The organism is Mucilaginibacter glaciei (genome assembly GCF_014773245.1).
Lineage (GTDB): Bacteria > Bacteroidota > Bacteroidia > Sphingobacteriales > Sphingobacteriaceae > Mucilaginibacter > Mucilaginibacter glaciei.
In genome coordinates this window covers 335181-351550 of sequence record NZ_JACWMX010000001.1, presented here as the reverse complement: position 1 = coordinate 351550, position 16370 = coordinate 335181, and the positions used below count along the sequence as shown (strand labels likewise).

Genomic DNA, 16370 nt, shown 5'->3' with positions numbered 1-16370 from the left:
TTTCAAGGTACCGGATCATGCCCGTGGCCGCCCCAGGGGTTGCAACTGGCAATACGTTTTATGGTTAGCCACCCACCTTTAAATGCGCCGTGCTTGCGAATAGCCTCTACACCATACTGCGAACAGGTAGGTGTGTATCGGCATGATGCACCCGTCAACGGCGATATAATGTATTGGTAGATCTTTATCAGCAGGATAAAAAATGACGCGACTACGGTTTTAACAGCATCCCATAAAGCCTTCATTTAACAACCTCCGCGGCAAGCTGCGTTAAAACCTTCAGCATTTTTTTTTCCAGCACATCATAAGGCAAAATTTCTTTACCAATATAACCAACCGATAGTATTATCTTTTTATCGGCAGCGGTTAATGCTTCATAAATAGCAGTTTGTTTTTGCAGACGATAGGCCTCGCGCATGCGGCGCTTAATTAAATTACGATCTACAGCGTGTTTGTAACGCTTTTTTGCGACCGAAAATAATATTTGCACGGGGAATTTCTGCACGGCATCTGTTAACTGCCATGAGGCCCTGAAGGGATAACATAAAAAAGAAGAACCGTTATGAAAAAGACCGTCAATAAGCCTTTTATTACATAACCGTTCTTCTTTCGTAAAAGTATACATAGTTGTTAGTGCTGAACCGAAAAATAAGCTTTACAACCGGTTCGGCTCCTTTTACAAGGAGTAAACAACCAGATTAAGCTTTGTGGCTGCGCTCGTCAGAAACGGTTAATCTTTTTCTTCCTTTTGCTCTTCTTGCAGCAAGGATCCTTCTGCCGTTAGCAGTTGACATGCGCTCACGGAAACCGTGTTTATTTCTTCTTTTCCTTTGTGAGGGCTGAAACGTTCTTTTCATGGCTATATTTTATTCTATTATTCTAACTTTCCGTTTTAAAAACAAGAGTGCAAATGTAGGTTTTTTTTTAGTTTTTTCAAATACAAATGTGGTTATTTGATAACGCGTATTTATCAACATATTAACATACCTATATAAGCTATGAAATTTACTGCCGTCTTATTGCTAATCTTCGCTCCTTTATTTGCTTTTTGCCAGGATCCGATGGCGAAGCATTATAAGATTTATAACACTGCCAAGAAAATCTTGGCGACGCTGGATGACGTGGTAAGCGATATGAGCAAAGCCGACGTTTTATTTTTTGGCGAAGAACATAACGACAGTACCGGCCATTATTTGGAGCAGGTATTATTTAAAAAACTGGTTGATAAATATCCGGCTAAAACGGCATTATCTATGGAGATGTTCCAAACGGATTGCCAAACCGTGTTGAACGAATACCTCGCAGGCTTTATCCGTGAGAAAAACCTGATTACCGAAGGCCGCGCCTGGAACAACTATAAAGATTACCGGCTGATGGTAGAGCTTGCTAAAACCGCCAACCTCCCCATAATAGCCGCCAACGCCCCTACCCGCTATACCAACATGACTACCCGCGCCGGATTATCAGAATTGCAAAAACTGGACGCCACCGCTAAGGGTTGGTTGCCACCCTTACCCATCGATACCGCTACAGGCCGCTATTATGAAAAATTTGGCGAAATAATGGGCGGACATGGCGGCCCAATGCATATTTACCAATCACAAAACTTGTGGGATGCTACCATGGGCAACTCGATAGCTAAATTCTACAAGGCCAATAAAGGCTTCAAGATCTTCCAGGTGAACGGCGGGTTTCATAGTGAAGAAAAGCTGGGCACCGTAGCGCAATTGAAAAAGTATGCGCCGGGCGTAAAATTGATCAACATCCAGGCATACGCCGATGATAACTTTGACAATCCCGACTGGACCAAATACGCCAGTTTTGGTAATTACATCATCATTACCGACCCAAAGCTGCCGAAAACGTTTTAAAGTTGTGAAAAATGATTGATGTTACGTAGTTTTTTTAAGCTTCATCAAATTTGATCAGATCGCCTAATTTCTTTGGCGCCACTTCCTTGTAGGCGCTTTTTAAAACCGCAACCAGCATTTTTTCTTCAATAGTAACAAGGTTAACGTGCGTCCAGCCCTGCTGCCCCCATTTGTTGGGTACGGGGTAAACAACATTGGCATCAAATGTACAGAATACGTCCTGTTCAGCCGGCGATAATTTCACAGTCGCATGGCCTTCATTTGGGACTATGGTAGCAAAAATTTTTTTTGCTACCCTGAACGACGTTTTATGAAAGTGCGGCTCTTCGGTAACCTCGGGTAGTGAAAGAGCTATCTGCCGGAGTATATCAAACATTATAATTTAATATTTCACAAATAATTCCGCACCGTTGCTTTTTGAACCTATAATCTTCATATAACTTGATGCATTATTATGTGGCAACTTCCTTAAAATTACGGTATCTGATACCTTATAAGCACTAAACTCTTGATCACTGACCACTAAATCAACCTTGTTCTTTTGTCGAAACCGATCATAAGTTATAGCTAAATGATGCTCGACACCACCCCTGCCATGGTCTATCTTAAAAGCCGAATCAACACGACAGTAAATACTTGTCCCTTCAGCTTTTAGGCGCTTAGAAGTTTGCTGATTGTTATATCTAAGGCAAAAATAAACACTAACAGCTATTATAGCACCTAAAATAGAGTATACATAAAGCATTGCTTTTTCATCCGCAGGACTGTAATTAGGCGGCATGTAAAGTTTATTTTTTATTTGCTAAAATATCCCTGATATCGGTAAGCAGCAATTCTTCTTTTGATGGAGCAGCCGTGGCCGATGGTGCAACCTCTTCTTTCTTTTTCATGGCGTTAATGGCCTTAACCACAATAAATATGCAGAAAGCGATTATCAGGAATTGGATAACCGAGTTGATAAAAAGGCCGTAATGGATGGCTACTTCGGGCGCTTTAGTTGCCGCGTCTGCAGGGGTAAGCACGATCTTTTTATCGGCAAAATCTACCCCACCGGTAATATATCCTATAGGCGGCATCAAAACATCTGTTACTAACGACGTAACTATTTTACCAAAAGCGGCCCCGATGATCACACCCACTGCTAAATCAACCACATTACCCTTTAGAGCAAATTCCTTAAATTCTTTTGCAACTCCCATATCGAATTTTGTTGTGTATTTAAAGTTATCAAAAATATTAGGTAGCCCAAACAAATTTTGCCGAAAAGTATTTAAACAACATTCCACCAGCCTATATTGTAAGTAATTTTAAATAACAAGGGAAATGGTGTATTTTTGGCCACGTCTATCTATATGTTAAAACAGAATCTTCAGCAAAAACTTTTACAAAAACTTTCTCCACAGCAAATACAATTTATCAAGTTGCTGCAGGTGCCTACGGTATCGTTAGATACTCGTATCAAAGAAGAATTGGAAGAGAACCCCGCTTTAGAAGACATCAGCCTAACCAACCTTAACGAACCTGAAGAGCAGTACCCCGACCGTGACCCTGACGAGGATACTTACAACAGCGATGACGAAAAGGGAGAAATGGATGAGTTTAACATTGACGACTACCTGCAGGATGATAGCGTGAACGATTACGGATCGCGCTACGACCAAAATGGTGACGACGAAGATGAACGTAAAGAGATCCCGATAGCGGTACAAAGCTCATTTTTCGAAAGCCTGCAGGCGCAGTTGGACCTGCTGCCCGTATCAGATAAAGATTTTGCCATTGGAAAACAGATCATCGGAAGCTTAGATGACGACGGCTACCTGCGCAGACCTATCATGTCGTTGACAGACGACCTTGCTTTTTCGCAAAATGTAATGGCCGAGGATGAAGAAGTGGAGGATATGCTTAAAGTGATCCAAAGCTTTGACCCCGCTGGTGTTGGCGCCCGTAGCTTGCAGGAATGTCTACTGATACAACTGCGTAAAAAGGACCCTAACGACCTGATCATCAAGAAGGCGATAATTGTGGTTGAGGATTATCTTGACGAGTTTACCCGCAAGCACTATGATAAGCTAGAGCGATCATTAAACATGAATTCGATTGAATTGCGTGGTGTGGTGAACGAGATTTTAAAACTGAACCCAAAACCAGGCGATAGTAACGAGGTAAGCACCAAACAAATGCAGGTGATACCCGATTTTCATATCACCAATAACGATGGTTTTTTAATGCTGACCCTTAATTCCAAGAACGCGCCGGAATTGAAGGTGAGCCGTTCCTACCAGGAGATGTTTCAGCATTATGATAAGGCATCGCAAAAAGATAAAAAACTAAAAGAAGCGGTACAGTTCGTGAAGCAAAAGCTGGATTCGGCAAAGTGGTTTATTGACGCCATTAAGCAGCGCCAGCAAACGCTCTTGAAAACGATGAATGCCATCATGCAATATCAGTACGATTTCTTTTTAACCGGCGATGACAAAAACCTGAAACCGATGATCCTGAAGGACATTGCGGACAGGATTGGCATGGATATCTCTACCGTATCGCGCGTTGCTAACTCTAAATATGTGCAAACCGAGTTTGGCACATTCCTGTTGAAATCGTTTTTTAGCGAGGCTATCCAAACCGAAAGCGGCGAGGAAGTATCGAACAAAGAGGTTAAAAAAATATTGGAAGAGCATATCGGTAAGGAAGACAAACGCCACCCATTGGCCGATGAAAAGCTTACCGATATATTAAAGGATGCGGGCTATAATATCGCACGCCGAACTGTTGCCAAATACCGCGAACAAATGAATATCCCGGTAGCAAGGCTACGGAAAGAGCTATAGTTAGCGATCAGTTAATTGTAGATAAGAGGTTAGTTACTTTGTTAAGTAAGACAACCTGTTCAAGCGTGTCGAACTAATCTTCAATCACTAATTAACCAATCTCTATTCTTAATTGATCTTATCCAACTGTTCCTGCAACGACTGTGCTAAAAACTTGTCATTGGGTGCTATAAACATTTCGCGGTGATCGCCGGGGACCACATGTACATCAACTCCCTGAGTAGCGTATTCATCCCATCCAAAATACTTAGGATCATCAACGTAATATAGCTTAACGGAAGCCTTAAACAAGTCGATCTTGATATCTTGCGATTTAAATATATACTTCGCAAAGGCCCTTTGCAATTGTTGCATAATATCTTGCATATAGCCGGGCACCTGGTTAGGGTTATACCGAATGTTGATTCCTATAAAGTTTAAAAATTCATAGTAATATACAGGAACCTGCAGCCACAGATAATGCAGGGTTTTACCCGGGCATATAAATAAGGTTTGCAGCCTGAATAATAATTTTTTGACCTGACGAAAGGCCTTAATTTTAATTTTAGCCATCAGGGATAATTGCTGGGCGGGCTTCTGCAGGTTTGTGTCAAATAAGGCCAGCATCTTTACCTCTTTACCAGCGGCCCTTAATTGCTTCACCATTTCAAAGGCAATGTAACCGCCAAACGAGTAACCTGATATAGCGTAAGGCCCCACCGGATCATTCATCAAAATCTCGCTGTTGTAAAAAGCGGCAATCTCCTCTATAGAGTGCATAGGCTCAACAGTACCATCCAGCCCGATGGCCTGTAAACCGTAAACCGGTTGCTCCTCATCAAGCATAGACACCATGTGGAACATGTTAAGCAGGTTTAAGCCAATACCATGCACAATATATAAAGGAACCTTATTGCCCTTTGGTTTAATGGGGATAAGCGATTTATACTGCGAATCAACAATATTACTTTCAATTAATCCCGCTAATTGTTGCAGGGTTGGGTACCTAATAAGTATCGATAATGGATAGCGTTTATCAAACTTTTTCTCTATCTGTACCATTACCTTCACCATTACCAGCGAATCGATACCCATATAAAAAAAGTTATCAAATATCCCGATGCGATCAATTGCTATATTTTTTAAAAATATTTCGGACAGGGCAATTTCAGTTTCGGTTTGCGGGGCAACGTATTCGCTATCGCTCTCATTGTTTACAACAGGTTGGGGCAAACCCTTCCTGTCGGTTTTGCCATTCTGCATTACAGGGATGGCGGCAATTGGCATAAAAATATCCGGCACCATGTACACCGGCAACACCTTACCCAGGTAGTCTTTCCATTGCTGTACCCGCTTGGGTGTTTCGCTGTCGCCAAACATGCTGCTTGGTACCACATAGGCTACAAGGTGCATATTCTCCGCTACGTCAGTGTAAACAACTACTAAAGCGTCACTAACGCCGCTGCATTCCTTTAACTGGGCTTCTATCTCTTCTGCCTCTATGCGGTAGCCACGTATCTTTATCTGATGATCAACGCGGCCCAGGCAAAGTATGTCACCATCGGGAAGTATCTTACCCAGATCGCCTGTTTTATATATCTTTTGCCCTGGCCTGTCAGAAAATGTATCTGCTATAAAACGCTCTGCTGTAAGATCGGGCTTGTTTAAGTACCCCTCACCTACGCCATCGCCACCGATATAGATCTCGCCTGTTTCACCATCAATAACCTGCTTTTGGTTTTCATCCAGCAAATAAATCTGCGTGTTCAATATAGGTTTACCAATAGTGATAAGCTGTTCATCTCCGGTTATCTTTCTAATAACGGAATAAACAGTTGTTTCGGTTGGGCCGTACATATTCCACAATTCATTACAAAGAGGTGCTAATTGGGCAGCTAACTGCCTGGTCATTGCTTCGCCGCCGCAAAATGCCTTTATCGGCAACGCGTCATCCCATCCGGCCTCCAGCATCATTCGCCACATAAACGGTGTGCCCTGCATAATAGTCACCTGCTCACGTTTGGCCATTTCTACCAACGCGCGCCCATCCTTCACGGTTTCCGCATCGGCAATAACAATAGTTGCGCCATTTACCAGTGGTAAAAACATTTCCAGCTCGGCAATATCAAATGAAATAGTGGTGGTAAAAAGCATCACATCACTTGCCGCTATGCCGGGGCTTTGCTGTATGCTTTGCAACAGGTTCATGACACCGCCGCGCTTTACCAAAACCCCTTTGGGCCTGCCGGTAGATCCTGATGTGTACAAAATGTAGCCAATACCCTCAGCATCAGGTTCGGTTAGTATGTCGCTTTCGTCAAAAGCCGCTGCTGAAGCAATGGCGTCTTCTGTAAAAAGTATGTGCTTTGTATTTTCGTATTTTTCGGCGTTGTTTTTTGAAGTAACCAATAATTTGATGTCTGCATCGTTCAGCATGTACTGGATGCGGTCTATCGGCAGGTTATTATCAATAGGGAGATAAGTTATCCCCAATTTAACAAAAGCGAGTAAAAAGATAATTAGCTCGGGAGTGCGGTCGCCGGCGAACGCAACGATATCATTCTCATTTAACCCCTGCGCCGTTAAAAAGCGGGCCAATTGCGACGATGATTTGTTTAGCCGGGCATAAGTTACCCCGGTTTCGCCCCATTTGATGGCAAGTTTATCGGGGTATTTGTTAGATTGGGTGTTAACTAAACTATTGATTGTCATCTTTTTATACGCGGATACCTTATTAAAAAAGGTAAATCTCAAATGCTACCGTTACATATACTGCAAACGGGAGGCCAATAAATACTAAAAAATGGGGCTTCAATATTTCAAAAATCGCTATTCTTTTCAAAATGACAAGTAAATGCTACTGAAAAAATATCAACACTCTCATTTTACCAACCATGCTGAGGGCTTGTTAGTTTATAACGGTTGTTTAATAAGATACCTAAGACAATTTCATGCGAGCCATTACTAACCGTACGTAACGCCGATGTAGTAATATCATAAGAATAGCCAACATTTACGAATGAACTTAAGTTAAATCCTGCCAGCACTGCAAAAGAATCGTCCTTACGGTATGAGCCGCCAAGCCAGAACCTGTCCCTGAACGACATTTTCAGGTTGACGTCAAACGTGGTGGGCACAGGTTGTATAAATTTAAGCAGTGCCGAAGGCATAAGCGATACATCATCAGAAATGTAGAATTTGTACCCTGCGGTAGCAAAAAAGTGGGGAACCGTTTTACTTTGATTGGCGGTATTGCCGGTGGTTACATATAAATTGGCGGGCAATATTTGCTGCGCCGATATACCAACATAATACCTGGCTGCATAAGCCCAGATCCCTACGCCCAGATCGGGTTTCCATTGGCTGCCCTGTAAATTATTTATGGTAGGATCATTAGCATTCTCAAGCGTTATCAGCGCGGTGTTCACATTAATATGGCTCACCCCGGCTGCAACGCCTACAGCAAGGTTTAATTTTTCGGTTAAGCCTAAGTGGTAGGCATATGTAGCATTAAGGTTGGTTTGGGTGATGGGGCCGGCCTTGTCTGATACTACTGTGAACCCGATACCGTGGTGCGGCTCAGATGCGCGGTAATCCTGCGTATAAAGTCGGCTTTGCGGGTAATCGCCCCCGGATGAGGGGAACGCCGCGGCATCGCCTTGTACAAAATTGGTACCGATCGGGGCGTTGATACTAAAATAGCTGGTTACGGGCGCCCCCTCAAGGCCTGTCCACTGGCTACGGTACCCCAGCTTCACGTCGGTATAGTTTTCGATACCGCTCACTGCCGGGTTTAACAAGTAGTTATTAAACACGTACTGCGTGTATTGGGGCCTCTGCTGCGCCTTAACACATATAACCAATGCCTGGAGCATCAATAACAGGAATAACTTTTTGTTAAACATTATCTAATAATGGTGACATTTCCAGCTATAACCTTACGGCCATTTTTGGGGTTTATAATATAATAATAGGTGCCTACCGGAAGCTCTTTCCCTTTATAGCGGCCATCCCAAGGAATGGCATAACCAATTGACGAATATACCTTTTCTCCCTGTCTGTTGTATATTTCAACCGTATTTCCCGGATAACTTTCTAAATATTTTATGTTCCAAACATCATTTATACCATCATTATTTGGGGTGAATGTATTTACAACTATAGGTTTTTCTAAGATATGCAAAAAAACATCATCCGTGGTTACACAACCGTTGGCATTTGTAACGGTTAACCTGTACGTGATATCCCGCGTGGGTGTTACTGTTGGTTCGGCAATATCGTCACGGTCGAGCCCGGCAGATGGCGACCACTTGTAAGTCACGTTAGTTTGATTATCGCTCCCCTTTAAAGTAATGGTGATACCGTCAAGAGCAGTAATATCTTCGCCCGCATTTGCCGTTAGTTCATCATAAACTAATATATCCTGATTAGTAGTATAGCTGCAGCCGTTGGTAGCCACAAATGTGTAAGATATAGTTGAAATACCCGCTCCTGCTGTTTTTGGGCTGAACATGCCGCTGTTAGTTACCCCCCTGCCCGTGAAACTTCCATTCCCCGAGAAGCCGTTGCTGTTAACAGCTATCTGTATGGGTGGTGCATTATAACAAATGCTGCCTATTTGCAATAGCTGCACCAAAGGGTTAGCATTTACCATGATAATTTGTTGGGTAATATCAACACAACTCTCGCCGGAGTAGGCCTCCATTCTTACTGTAAATTGTTTGGTGAGGGGCGTATTAAATACGGCGTAATTATGATGGTAAGTCCGGTCGTCAGGGATGTCGGCCCGCAAAAAAGTTTCATTAGCGGTTGGGCTATTTACATAATCATAATACCAAACTATTTTAGTTACATTTCCAAAATTTACGGTAGACTGATCATGAAATGTTACCGGCGCGGCACTGCATAGCTGATTGCTATTATCTACCAGGAACCTGGCAGAGGGTGTATCGCCGTTAACAGTAAGCGTTTGCGTTTTTGTTACCGAGCAACCTGCCGACGACGTAATGGTTAAAGTAACCGTGTAATTACTTGCCCTGTTATATTTGTGCCCCGGGTTTTTTAGCGTTGATGTATTGGGATTGGCTGCATTCGCATTTGCATCGCCAAAATTCCATAAGTAGGTAAATGCACCCTCACTGCCATCGGGTATGGAGCTTTTATCTGTAAACTTTGCTACAGCATCACTAAGGCAAACATCCGGCAGGGAAAAATCAACTACAGGCACAACTTTAATCTCAATAACTTTCTGCGTGATATCCGTACAGCCGTTTTCTGTAACCACCGTTAATTGCATGGTACTGTTGCCCGATTTGCTAAAAATGTGTGTAAATGAAACACCGGTAGTGTGTGTTTCGATTGGTGTACCATCCCCAAAATCCCAAATCCACTGTTTGATGGCACCACCTGTTGATGTTGATGCATCGGCCAGTGTAACCGCCTGCCCAAAACAATAAGGTGCTGGTACGTTAAATGCTGCTTTCGGCTTGTTTAAAATAGTCAGCACATTTTCGGCCGTTGTGGTACAACCGGCCTCGTTACCAACGGTTAGCCTTACTGTGTATTTGCCGCCTGTTGCGTATAGGTGTTTAGGTGTTTGCAGAGTTGAAGTAGTGCCGTCACCAAAATCCCAAAGCCAGGTCTTGATCGTTTCCGGCGGTGTCGATTCATCTTTAAATAAAATATCCTCACCGGGGCAAGTACCTGCCCAGGAGAATTTAGAAACAGGTAACCCCGATATAATAAAATCAAAATCTATGGGTACATCAGAGCCGCAATCGTCGGATGTTGGGTTGCGTACCGTGCCGGTAATATTGTATTCGCCGGGCGCAAAGGTTACCGTTTTATAGTACTCGTAAGTATACAACGTCTTTGAATCGCGCTGAATGGTTGATGCAACAACCGGCGCATTATCTACATAAGGCGCACTGCCATCTTTAAAATCCCATTTAATGGAGGTAGTTTGATAAGGAATGGTTAATTTAAGCTTGTAAGCGCTACCGGCACAGCCGCTTGTAACTGTTTCATTAGATTGTTTCCCGGCGATGAATATAAAGGAATTTAAATCTTTAACATTTGCACCTGCGGCGTAACCGTATGACTCACGGGCGCCGAAGCCATAAGCAATCGCTGTAAACCCTTCATCGGCGTTAATAAAATGTGTACCAGCGTCGACTTTTATTTGCGCGTATGAATACTCTTCGTTGCCAGGAACTGTGGCAAAAGGCATATTATTAACCCCATTGGCCAAATTTGAATACAAAACACCGTCCAACTGAAATGACGGAGCTGAACTTGTTTTTATAACTACATTAATAAAATTAGCCGTTATTTTAGATTTATCAGTAGAGTAAAGGGTAACGTGATCAAGCGTCTGTTCGAGCGGCGTTAGATAAATCATTTCCGGATCGCCGCGGTCTGTAGTGTTAGGCGTGCAGTTATTATCAAAAGAATTACCCTCTGTGACGGCATATTGTACTACCTGTATTGGTTTATCGGCCGTAATCGTATTAGTTGTGCTTGATTTAAATTCATAGTAAAGCAAATTACCCGTTCCGTCAATTACAACATTTCCATTCATTTTAACTACAGTATTTAAATCGCTTAATACTATTCTGAAGATATCGATTGGCCTGCTTTTAAGCGGTGCAGTTAAATAATTTTTACCCCATGACGATGTAGGATAAACCTGTTGAAAAAGATTATCTGCCGAATTGTAACTGATGTTACAACTGATCGATATTTTTGAACTTCCTGAAAAAACCGCTATTTTTTTACATTCTCCAGCTGTTGAACTTATAGATTTTACAAGGGTACCGGTAAGATCCGTGTTTGCTAAAGCCTGGTATACTTCGCCTTTTTTAAGCGATAGCTCAAATTTAGTATTTGCCTGCTTTCCATCTAACAAAGGGACTGACGGTGTGATCTCTACCGTAGTGTTGTCCTCAACCGCTATCACCGCTAAAGACGAATAACTTACAGCATTTGACTTTTGTGTATAATTTATTGATGTATAATTTTTACCCAACACATTTACAGGCAGAAGCAAGGTGGCCCCGGATACAGCATTTGCATAAATATGCGCGTAAATAGCTATATTTTTTAACGCAGTAATATGTATACCTTTCAAATACTGGCCACCCAACTTCAAAAAAGCCGTGTGGGGTATATCTACAATTGTAACTTGCCTGGCAACAACTGTGAACGGGACCGAAAAACTTCCGTCGGCCACTTCAACGGTACCCGAAGTATTTAAGTCGCTTGTAATGTAAAGGCTCATTTGGCTTGGGCCATTATCTTCTGTGTGGGACATGTAGGTAGTCCAAAACTCTTTTCCCTGGTTAGATGAGTTGCCTTGAGCAAAGGCAATGCAATTGAACAATGCCAGCACAAAAAACAAAAGGAAACGGAGCTTAACTATCCTGCCCAAAGTATCAACCTGTTTAAATCGCATAATGCTTAATGCAAAGCACATAGGATGATAAAAATACAGATAAGTAATTAAAACAAGCAGATAATTTGCTGCGCAATTTTAAATTTAATACTCCTTACTGCTATGCCGTTAACAAATTGTTAAATAGCGTTAAAAGAACTTATCCGGATTGGGTACAAGGTTTAAAAACGACCCAAACTTTTGCTCATAGTTTGATTGATCGAGCTGATAGTAGAAGGCGCCTTTTTTTGATGATAACTTGTCCTTTTCGGCTAGTTTAACCAACAAGCCCGTAGAGAGCAGCTTGCGGCTAAAATTCCTATCGTCAAACTTAGTTTGATAAACGCCCTCATACAAAGCCTGTAACTGGGGTATGGTAAACCTCCCCGGCAGCAACTGAAATAAAATGGGGTGTAATGCCGCTTTATAACGCAGCTGGCGCAAGGCCTGGGCAACCATTTCGGCATGGTCAAAAACCATTTCGGGCATTGCATCCAATAAAAACCATTCGGGATTATTTTCTTCGGTCAATTGCTGTTCGTACTGCTGTATGTCTATCAGTGCAAAATAAGCAATGGTAATGGTGCGCTCCACCGGATCGCGGTCGGGTTTGCCAAATACATGAAACTGTTCAATGTAAACATCCTTTAAACCTGTACGTTCCTGCAATACCCTGCTTGCGGCAGCGCCGGGGTCTTCTTCTGGATGTACAAAGCCCCCCATCAGGCTCCATTTGCCTGTTTCGGGGCTTAAACTCCGTTGAACCAGTAACAATTTGATGTTATAGCCATCAAACCCAAATATGATACTATCTACTGCTACTAAAAATCGTTTTTGCCCGGGGTATTCCTGACGCATAATGGAAATAGGTTTATTTACAAGTGTAAAAATATTCGGCATGATAACCTAATAGATTGTAATGCTTTTGTAACGAAACATTTTAGGCCGCCGCTTTATTAATAATACTTTGATATTTACGTAATTGACTCCTCAAATTTAAAAAATGCCAGCAGAAACTATATTAAACATACAAAACCTTAATAAAACCTACAAAAGCGCGGGGCGCACTTTAACCGTTTTAGATGATATCAATTTCAGCATCAGCACCGGTTCCACCAACGCCATAGTTGGCCCGTCGGGCAGTGGCAAAACAACATTGCTGGGCTTATGCGCCGGGCTCGACAGCGCATCATCGGGCATTGTTGAATTAAACGGCATTGGCCTGAGTAATTTAGGCGAAGACAAACGCGCACAGGTACGTAATCAGTATGTTGGCTTTATTTTTCAAAACTTTCAGCTGCTGCCTACCCTAACGGCTTTAGAAAATGTGATGGTACCGCTGGAATTACGCGGAGAGAAAAATATCAAAGCACGATCACAAGACCTATTAGACAAAGTAGGGCTTGCCGACCGTGGCCACCACTACCCTGCTCAATTATCGGGCGGCGAGCAACAGCGGGTATCACTGGCCAGGGCTTTTTCTAATTCGCCCAAGATTTTATTTGCCGATGAGCCAACCGGAAACCTGGATGCCGAAACCAGTGAAAAGGTGGTAAAACTAATTTTCGACCTCAACAGGGAGGCGGGTACAACCCTCGTTTTGGTTACGCATGACCTGGAACTGGCAGCCAAAACCCATCGCATCATTAAAATAAAAGGTGGCAAACTGGTATCTGACGAAAAAACCTGCAATGAATAATCATCAGATGGATCAAGTGAATTATAACCGTAAAATAAACTTTAGCTGGCTGTTTAAAATGGCCGTGCGCGATAGTCGCCGCAACCGCAGCAGGTTGTTGTTGTTTATCTCGTCCATCGTATTTGGTATTGGCGCCCTGGTGGCTATCTATTCGTTCCGATACAATATACAGAATGATGTGGATAACCAAGCGGCTACCCTAATTGGTGCCGACTTAACCATCAGCGGTAACAAAGCACCCGATGGTGAGCTAAAAACGCTAACAGACTCTTTGGGCGACGACCGCTCGCAGGAACGCAGCTTTGCATCAATGGTTTTATTCCCAAAAAGCTTCGGTACACGTTTGGTACAGGTACGCGCCTTACAGGGAGGTTTCCCTTATTACGGCGAATTAGAGACCGTTCCTTTACACGCAGGCAGCACTTTCAAAAAAGGCAAGTATGCTTTAGTGGATAAAACATTGATGATGCAGTTTAATGCCAAAGTGAACGACTCGGTAAAGGTGGGGAACGAGACCTTTGTAATTGCCGGGTTGTTGAACAAGGCACCGGGGCAAACAGGTATCTCATCGGGCATAGCTCCGGTGGTTTACATCCCGCTGCAATACCTGGAGCAAACCGGGCTGGCTAAATTAGGCAGCCGAATTACTTACAGTTACTTTTATAAGTTCAACAATACCAGGGCAATACCTAAGCTAATTAAAACGCTTGACCCCAAGTTGGAAAAAGATGGGTTTAATTACGACACCATAGCAACCCGTAAAGAAAATACCGGCCGGTCGTTTGAAGACCTGTCACGCTTCCTTTCACTTGTGGGTTTCATTGCATTATTACTGGGTTGTGTGGGTGTGGCGAGCGCAATCAACATATACATTCGCGAAAAGATCCGTTCTATAGCTATTATGCGCTGTATGGGGGTTAAGGCATCCGAGGCCTTTTTGATCTATTTAATCCAGATTGCAGGTATCGGGCTGGTTGGTTCAATTGCAGGTGCCGCATTGGGTACAGGCATACAACACCTTTTGCCAATGGTGCTGAAGGATTTTTTGCCGATCACCATCTCCGTTAGTATTTCCTGGATGGCTATTTGGCAGGGCATTGTCTTAGGGCTCATCATATCGGTGTTGTTCGCTTTACTGCCCCTTATCTCCATCCGAAATATATCGCCATTAAACACACTACGGTTATCATTTGATGATACCACCACTATTAAAGATCCGTTGAGGTGGCTGGTGTATTCGCTTGTGCTGTTGTTTATTGTATCATTTAGTTATTTACAGCTGGAGGACTGGACAGGCGCAGTTGTATTCACCATCGGTATTGCCATAGCCTTTTTAATATTGACGGCCATTGCCTGGCTGCTCATCAGGTTTACCCGCCTGCTGATCATGAGCTCCTGGAGTTATATCTGGCGACAGGGCTTTGCTAATCTTTACCGACCTAACAACCAAACCATTATTTTGACGGTATCTATTGGCTTGAGTACCGCTTTTATCTGTACCCTTTTCCTGATCCAGCAATTGTTGATCAGCCAGGTAACGCTCTCGACGGGCGATAATCAATCGAATATGATCCTGTTTGATATTCAAACCAGTCAGAAAAAAGCGATTGCCGACCTTACCCGCAAGCAGGGGCTAAAGGTGCTTTCGCAGGTACCCATTGTAACTATACGGTTAGATAAGGTGAATGGCAAAACCGCAGCGGATGTGAAGAAGGATACTACCCTGAAGATCAATCCGCATGTGTTTACTTATGAATACCGGGTAAGCTACCGCGATTCGCTGACAGCATCGGAAAAAATAACCAGTGGTGAATGGATAGGCAAAACTATACCGGGCAAAGATGTACCGGTATCTGCGGAGGAACGATTTGCCGAACGGGCCAAAGTAAAAGTGGGCGATAAATTGATCTTTAACGTACAGGGGGTACTCATGAACGCTTATGTGGCCAGCATCCGCAAGGTAAACTGGAACAAGATCTCTACCAATTTCCAGATCGTTTTCCCGACTGGAGTGTTGGAGGATGCACCGCAGTTTAATGTATTGCTTACGCATGTGCCAAACAATACTGTTTCGGCCAAACTCCAGCAGGTGGTGGTACAGCAATTCCCTAATGTATCTATCGTGGACCTGGGTTTGGTGCTGAGTGTATTGGACGAGTTATTGGATAAGATAGGTTACGTGATCAAGTTCATGAGTGGGTTTAGTATCATTACCGGGATCATTGTTTTGATCTCGTCAGTACGGATCAGTAAATATCAGCGCATACAAGAAAGTGTTTTACTGCGCACCCTAGGCGCAAGCCGTAAACAGATCTTTGCTATTACGGCATTAGAGTATCTTTTCCTGGGCACCTTATCTGCACTTACCGGCATTATTATCGCCATTGGTGCCAGCTGGTTATTGGCCGTATACCGTTTTGACATGCCCTACCATGTTAATTTATTACCGGTTGTGGCTATCTTTTTTGCCATAACATTGTTAACCGTAATTATTGGATTACTTAACAGCCGAGGCATTTTAAACAAACCACCGCTGGAGGTGTTACGCTCAAACTCATAAT

Annotated in this window: 14 protein-coding genes; 4 read left to right on the top strand and 10 right to left on the bottom strand. The window is 43.1% G+C overall.

Translation table 11 applies throughout. The features are described 5' to 3' along the window. Positions 1 to 2: 2 nt before the first annotated feature. From yidD to rpmH, 3 genes are all read right to left on the bottom strand, one after another. On the bottom strand, positions 3 to 245 hold the full coding sequence (yidD, locus tag IDJ76_RS01645; RefSeq protein ID WP_191160060.1) for a membrane protein insertion efficiency factor YidD: 243 nt from the start codon (positions 243 to 245) through the stop codon (positions 3 to 5). Next, positions 242 to 625, bottom strand: a complete 384-nt coding sequence (gene rnpA / locus IDJ76_RS01640) for a ribonuclease P protein component (RefSeq protein WP_191160058.1) — start codon at positions 623 to 625, stop codon at positions 242 to 244. Before rnpA ends, yidD begins: the two co-directional genes overlap by 4 nt. Before the next feature lie 73 nt (positions 626 to 698). After that, on the bottom strand, positions 699 to 857 hold the full coding sequence (rpmH, locus tag IDJ76_RS01635; RefSeq protein ID WP_082800363.1) for a 50S ribosomal protein L34: 159 nt from the start codon (positions 855 to 857) through the stop codon (positions 699 to 701). Between the two features lie 141 nt (positions 858 to 998). Between rpmH and IDJ76_RS01630 the strand changes: the two genes are divergently transcribed. Beyond that, positions 999 to 1871 (top strand): ChaN family lipoprotein, encoded by an 873-nt coding sequence (locus IDJ76_RS01630; RefSeq protein WP_191160057.1) that lies wholly within the window; start codon positions 999 to 1001, stop codon positions 1869 to 1871. Between the two features lie 34 nt (positions 1872 to 1905). On the opposite strand, the gene IDJ76_RS01625 is transcribed toward IDJ76_RS01630, so the two are convergent. From IDJ76_RS01625 to mscL, 3 genes are read right to left on the bottom strand one after another with little or no spacing between them, the layout of a single operon-like run. Further along, a complete protein-coding gene (locus IDJ76_RS01625) occupies positions 1906 to 2247 on the bottom strand; it encodes an MmcQ/YjbR family DNA-binding protein (protein ID WP_191160055.1) in 342 nt (113 codons plus the stop codon). 6 nt (positions 2248 to 2253) lie between these two features. Beyond that, a complete protein-coding gene (locus IDJ76_RS01620; RefSeq protein WP_191160053.1) occupies positions 2254 to 2652 on the bottom strand; it encodes a hypothetical protein in 399 nt (132 codons plus the stop codon). Between the two features lie 7 nt (positions 2653 to 2659). Next, on the bottom strand, positions 2660 to 3070 hold the full coding sequence (gene mscL / locus IDJ76_RS01615) for a large-conductance mechanosensitive channel protein MscL (RefSeq protein WP_191160051.1): 411 nt from the start codon (positions 3068 to 3070) through the stop codon (positions 2660 to 2662). A 153-nt stretch (positions 3071 to 3223) separates the two neighbouring features. Between mscL and rpoN the strand changes: the two genes are divergently transcribed. Next, entirely contained in the window at positions 3224 to 4699 is a 1476-nt protein-coding gene (gene rpoN, locus IDJ76_RS01610; RefSeq protein ID WP_191160049.1) for an RNA polymerase factor sigma-54, read from the top strand. A gap of 108 nt (positions 4700 to 4807) precedes the next feature. Here the strand turns inward: rpoN and IDJ76_RS01605 are convergent, their stop codons facing one another. The 4 genes from IDJ76_RS01605 to IDJ76_RS01590 form a co-directional block, all read right to left on the bottom strand. Beyond that, the gene (locus tag IDJ76_RS01605) at positions 4808 to 7390 is read right to left on the bottom strand and encodes an amino acid adenylation domain-containing protein (RefSeq protein ID WP_191160047.1); all 2583 of its coding nucleotides are present in this window, start codon (positions 7388 to 7390) and stop codon (positions 4808 to 4810) included. A gap of 173 nt (positions 7391 to 7563) precedes the next feature. Beyond that, entirely contained in the window at positions 7564 to 8583 is a 1020-nt protein-coding gene (locus tag IDJ76_RS01600) for a PorP/SprF family type IX secretion system membrane protein (RefSeq protein ID WP_191160045.1), read from the bottom strand. After that, positions 8583 to 12131, bottom strand: a complete 3549-nt coding sequence (locus IDJ76_RS21095) for a PKD domain-containing protein (RefSeq protein ID WP_191160043.1) — start codon at positions 12129 to 12131, stop codon at positions 8583 to 8585. The genes IDJ76_RS01600 and IDJ76_RS21095 overlap by 1 nt, the downstream gene beginning before the upstream one ends. A 129-nt stretch (positions 12132 to 12260) precedes the next feature. Continuing rightward, entirely contained in the window at positions 12261 to 13010 is a 750-nt protein-coding gene (locus tag IDJ76_RS01590; protein ID WP_224746152.1) for an NUDIX hydrolase, read from the bottom strand. 103 nt (positions 13011 to 13113) lie between these two features. Between IDJ76_RS01590 and IDJ76_RS01585 the strand changes: the two genes are divergently transcribed. Further along, positions 13114 to 13809 carry an ABC transporter ATP-binding protein gene (locus IDJ76_RS01585; protein ID WP_191160041.1) on the top strand — a complete coding sequence of 232 codons (696 nt, stop codon included), beginning with the start codon at positions 13114 to 13116 and terminating at the stop codon, positions 13807 to 13809. After that, positions 13802 to 16369 carry an ABC transporter permease gene (locus IDJ76_RS01580; RefSeq protein ID WP_191160039.1) on the top strand — a complete coding sequence of 856 codons (2568 nt, stop codon included), beginning with the start codon at positions 13802 to 13804 and terminating at the stop codon, positions 16367 to 16369. The genes IDJ76_RS01585 and IDJ76_RS01580 overlap by 8 nt, the downstream gene beginning before the upstream one ends. Position 16370: the final 1 nt, after the last annotated feature.

Coding starts and splice junctions, on each gene's coding strand:
- IDJ76_RS01590 (WP_224746152.1), bottom strand. CDS start 13,010: ATGCCGAATATTTTTACACTTGTAAATAAACCTATTTCCATTATGCGT.
- IDJ76_RS01600 (WP_191160045.1), bottom strand. CDS start 8,583: ATGTTTAACAAAAAGTTATTCCTGTTATTGATGCTCCAGGCATTGGTT.
- IDJ76_RS01625 (WP_191160055.1), bottom strand. CDS start 2,247: ATGTTTGATATACTCCGGCAGATAGCTCTTTCACTACCCGAGGTTACC.
- IDJ76_RS01630 (WP_191160057.1), top strand. CDS start 999: ATGAAATTTACTGCCGTCTTATTGCTAATCTTCGCTCCTTTATTTGCT.
- IDJ76_RS21095 (WP_191160043.1), bottom strand. CDS start 12,131: ATGCGATTTAAACAGGTTGATACTTTGGGCAGGATAGTTAAGCTCCGT.
- yidD (WP_191160060.1), bottom strand. CDS start 245: ATGAAGGCTTTATGGGATGCTGTTAAAACCGTAGTCGCGTCATTTTTT.
- IDJ76_RS01580 (WP_191160039.1), top strand. CDS start 13,802: ATGAATAATCATCAGATGGATCAAGTGAATTATAACCGTAAAATAAAC.
- rpoN (WP_191160049.1), top strand. CDS start 3,224: ATGTTAAAACAGAATCTTCAGCAAAAACTTTTACAAAAACTTTCTCCA.
- rnpA (WP_191160058.1), bottom strand. CDS start 625: ATGTATACTTTTACGAAAGAAGAACGGTTATGTAATAAAAGGCTTATT.
- rpmH (WP_082800363.1), bottom strand. CDS start 857: ATGAAAAGAACGTTTCAGCCCTCACAAAGGAAAAGAAGAAATAAACAC.
- IDJ76_RS01620 (WP_191160053.1), bottom strand. CDS start 2,652: ATGCCGCCTAATTACAGTCCTGCGGATGAAAAAGCAATGCTTTATGTA.
- IDJ76_RS01605 (WP_191160047.1), bottom strand. CDS start 7,390: ATGACAATCAATAGTTTAGTTAACACCCAATCTAACAAATACCCCGAT.
- IDJ76_RS01585 (WP_191160041.1), top strand. CDS start 13,114: ATGCCAGCAGAAACTATATTAAACATACAAAACCTTAATAAAACCTAC.
- mscL (WP_191160051.1), bottom strand. CDS start 3,070: ATGGGAGTTGCAAAAGAATTTAAGGAATTTGCTCTAAAGGGTAATGTG.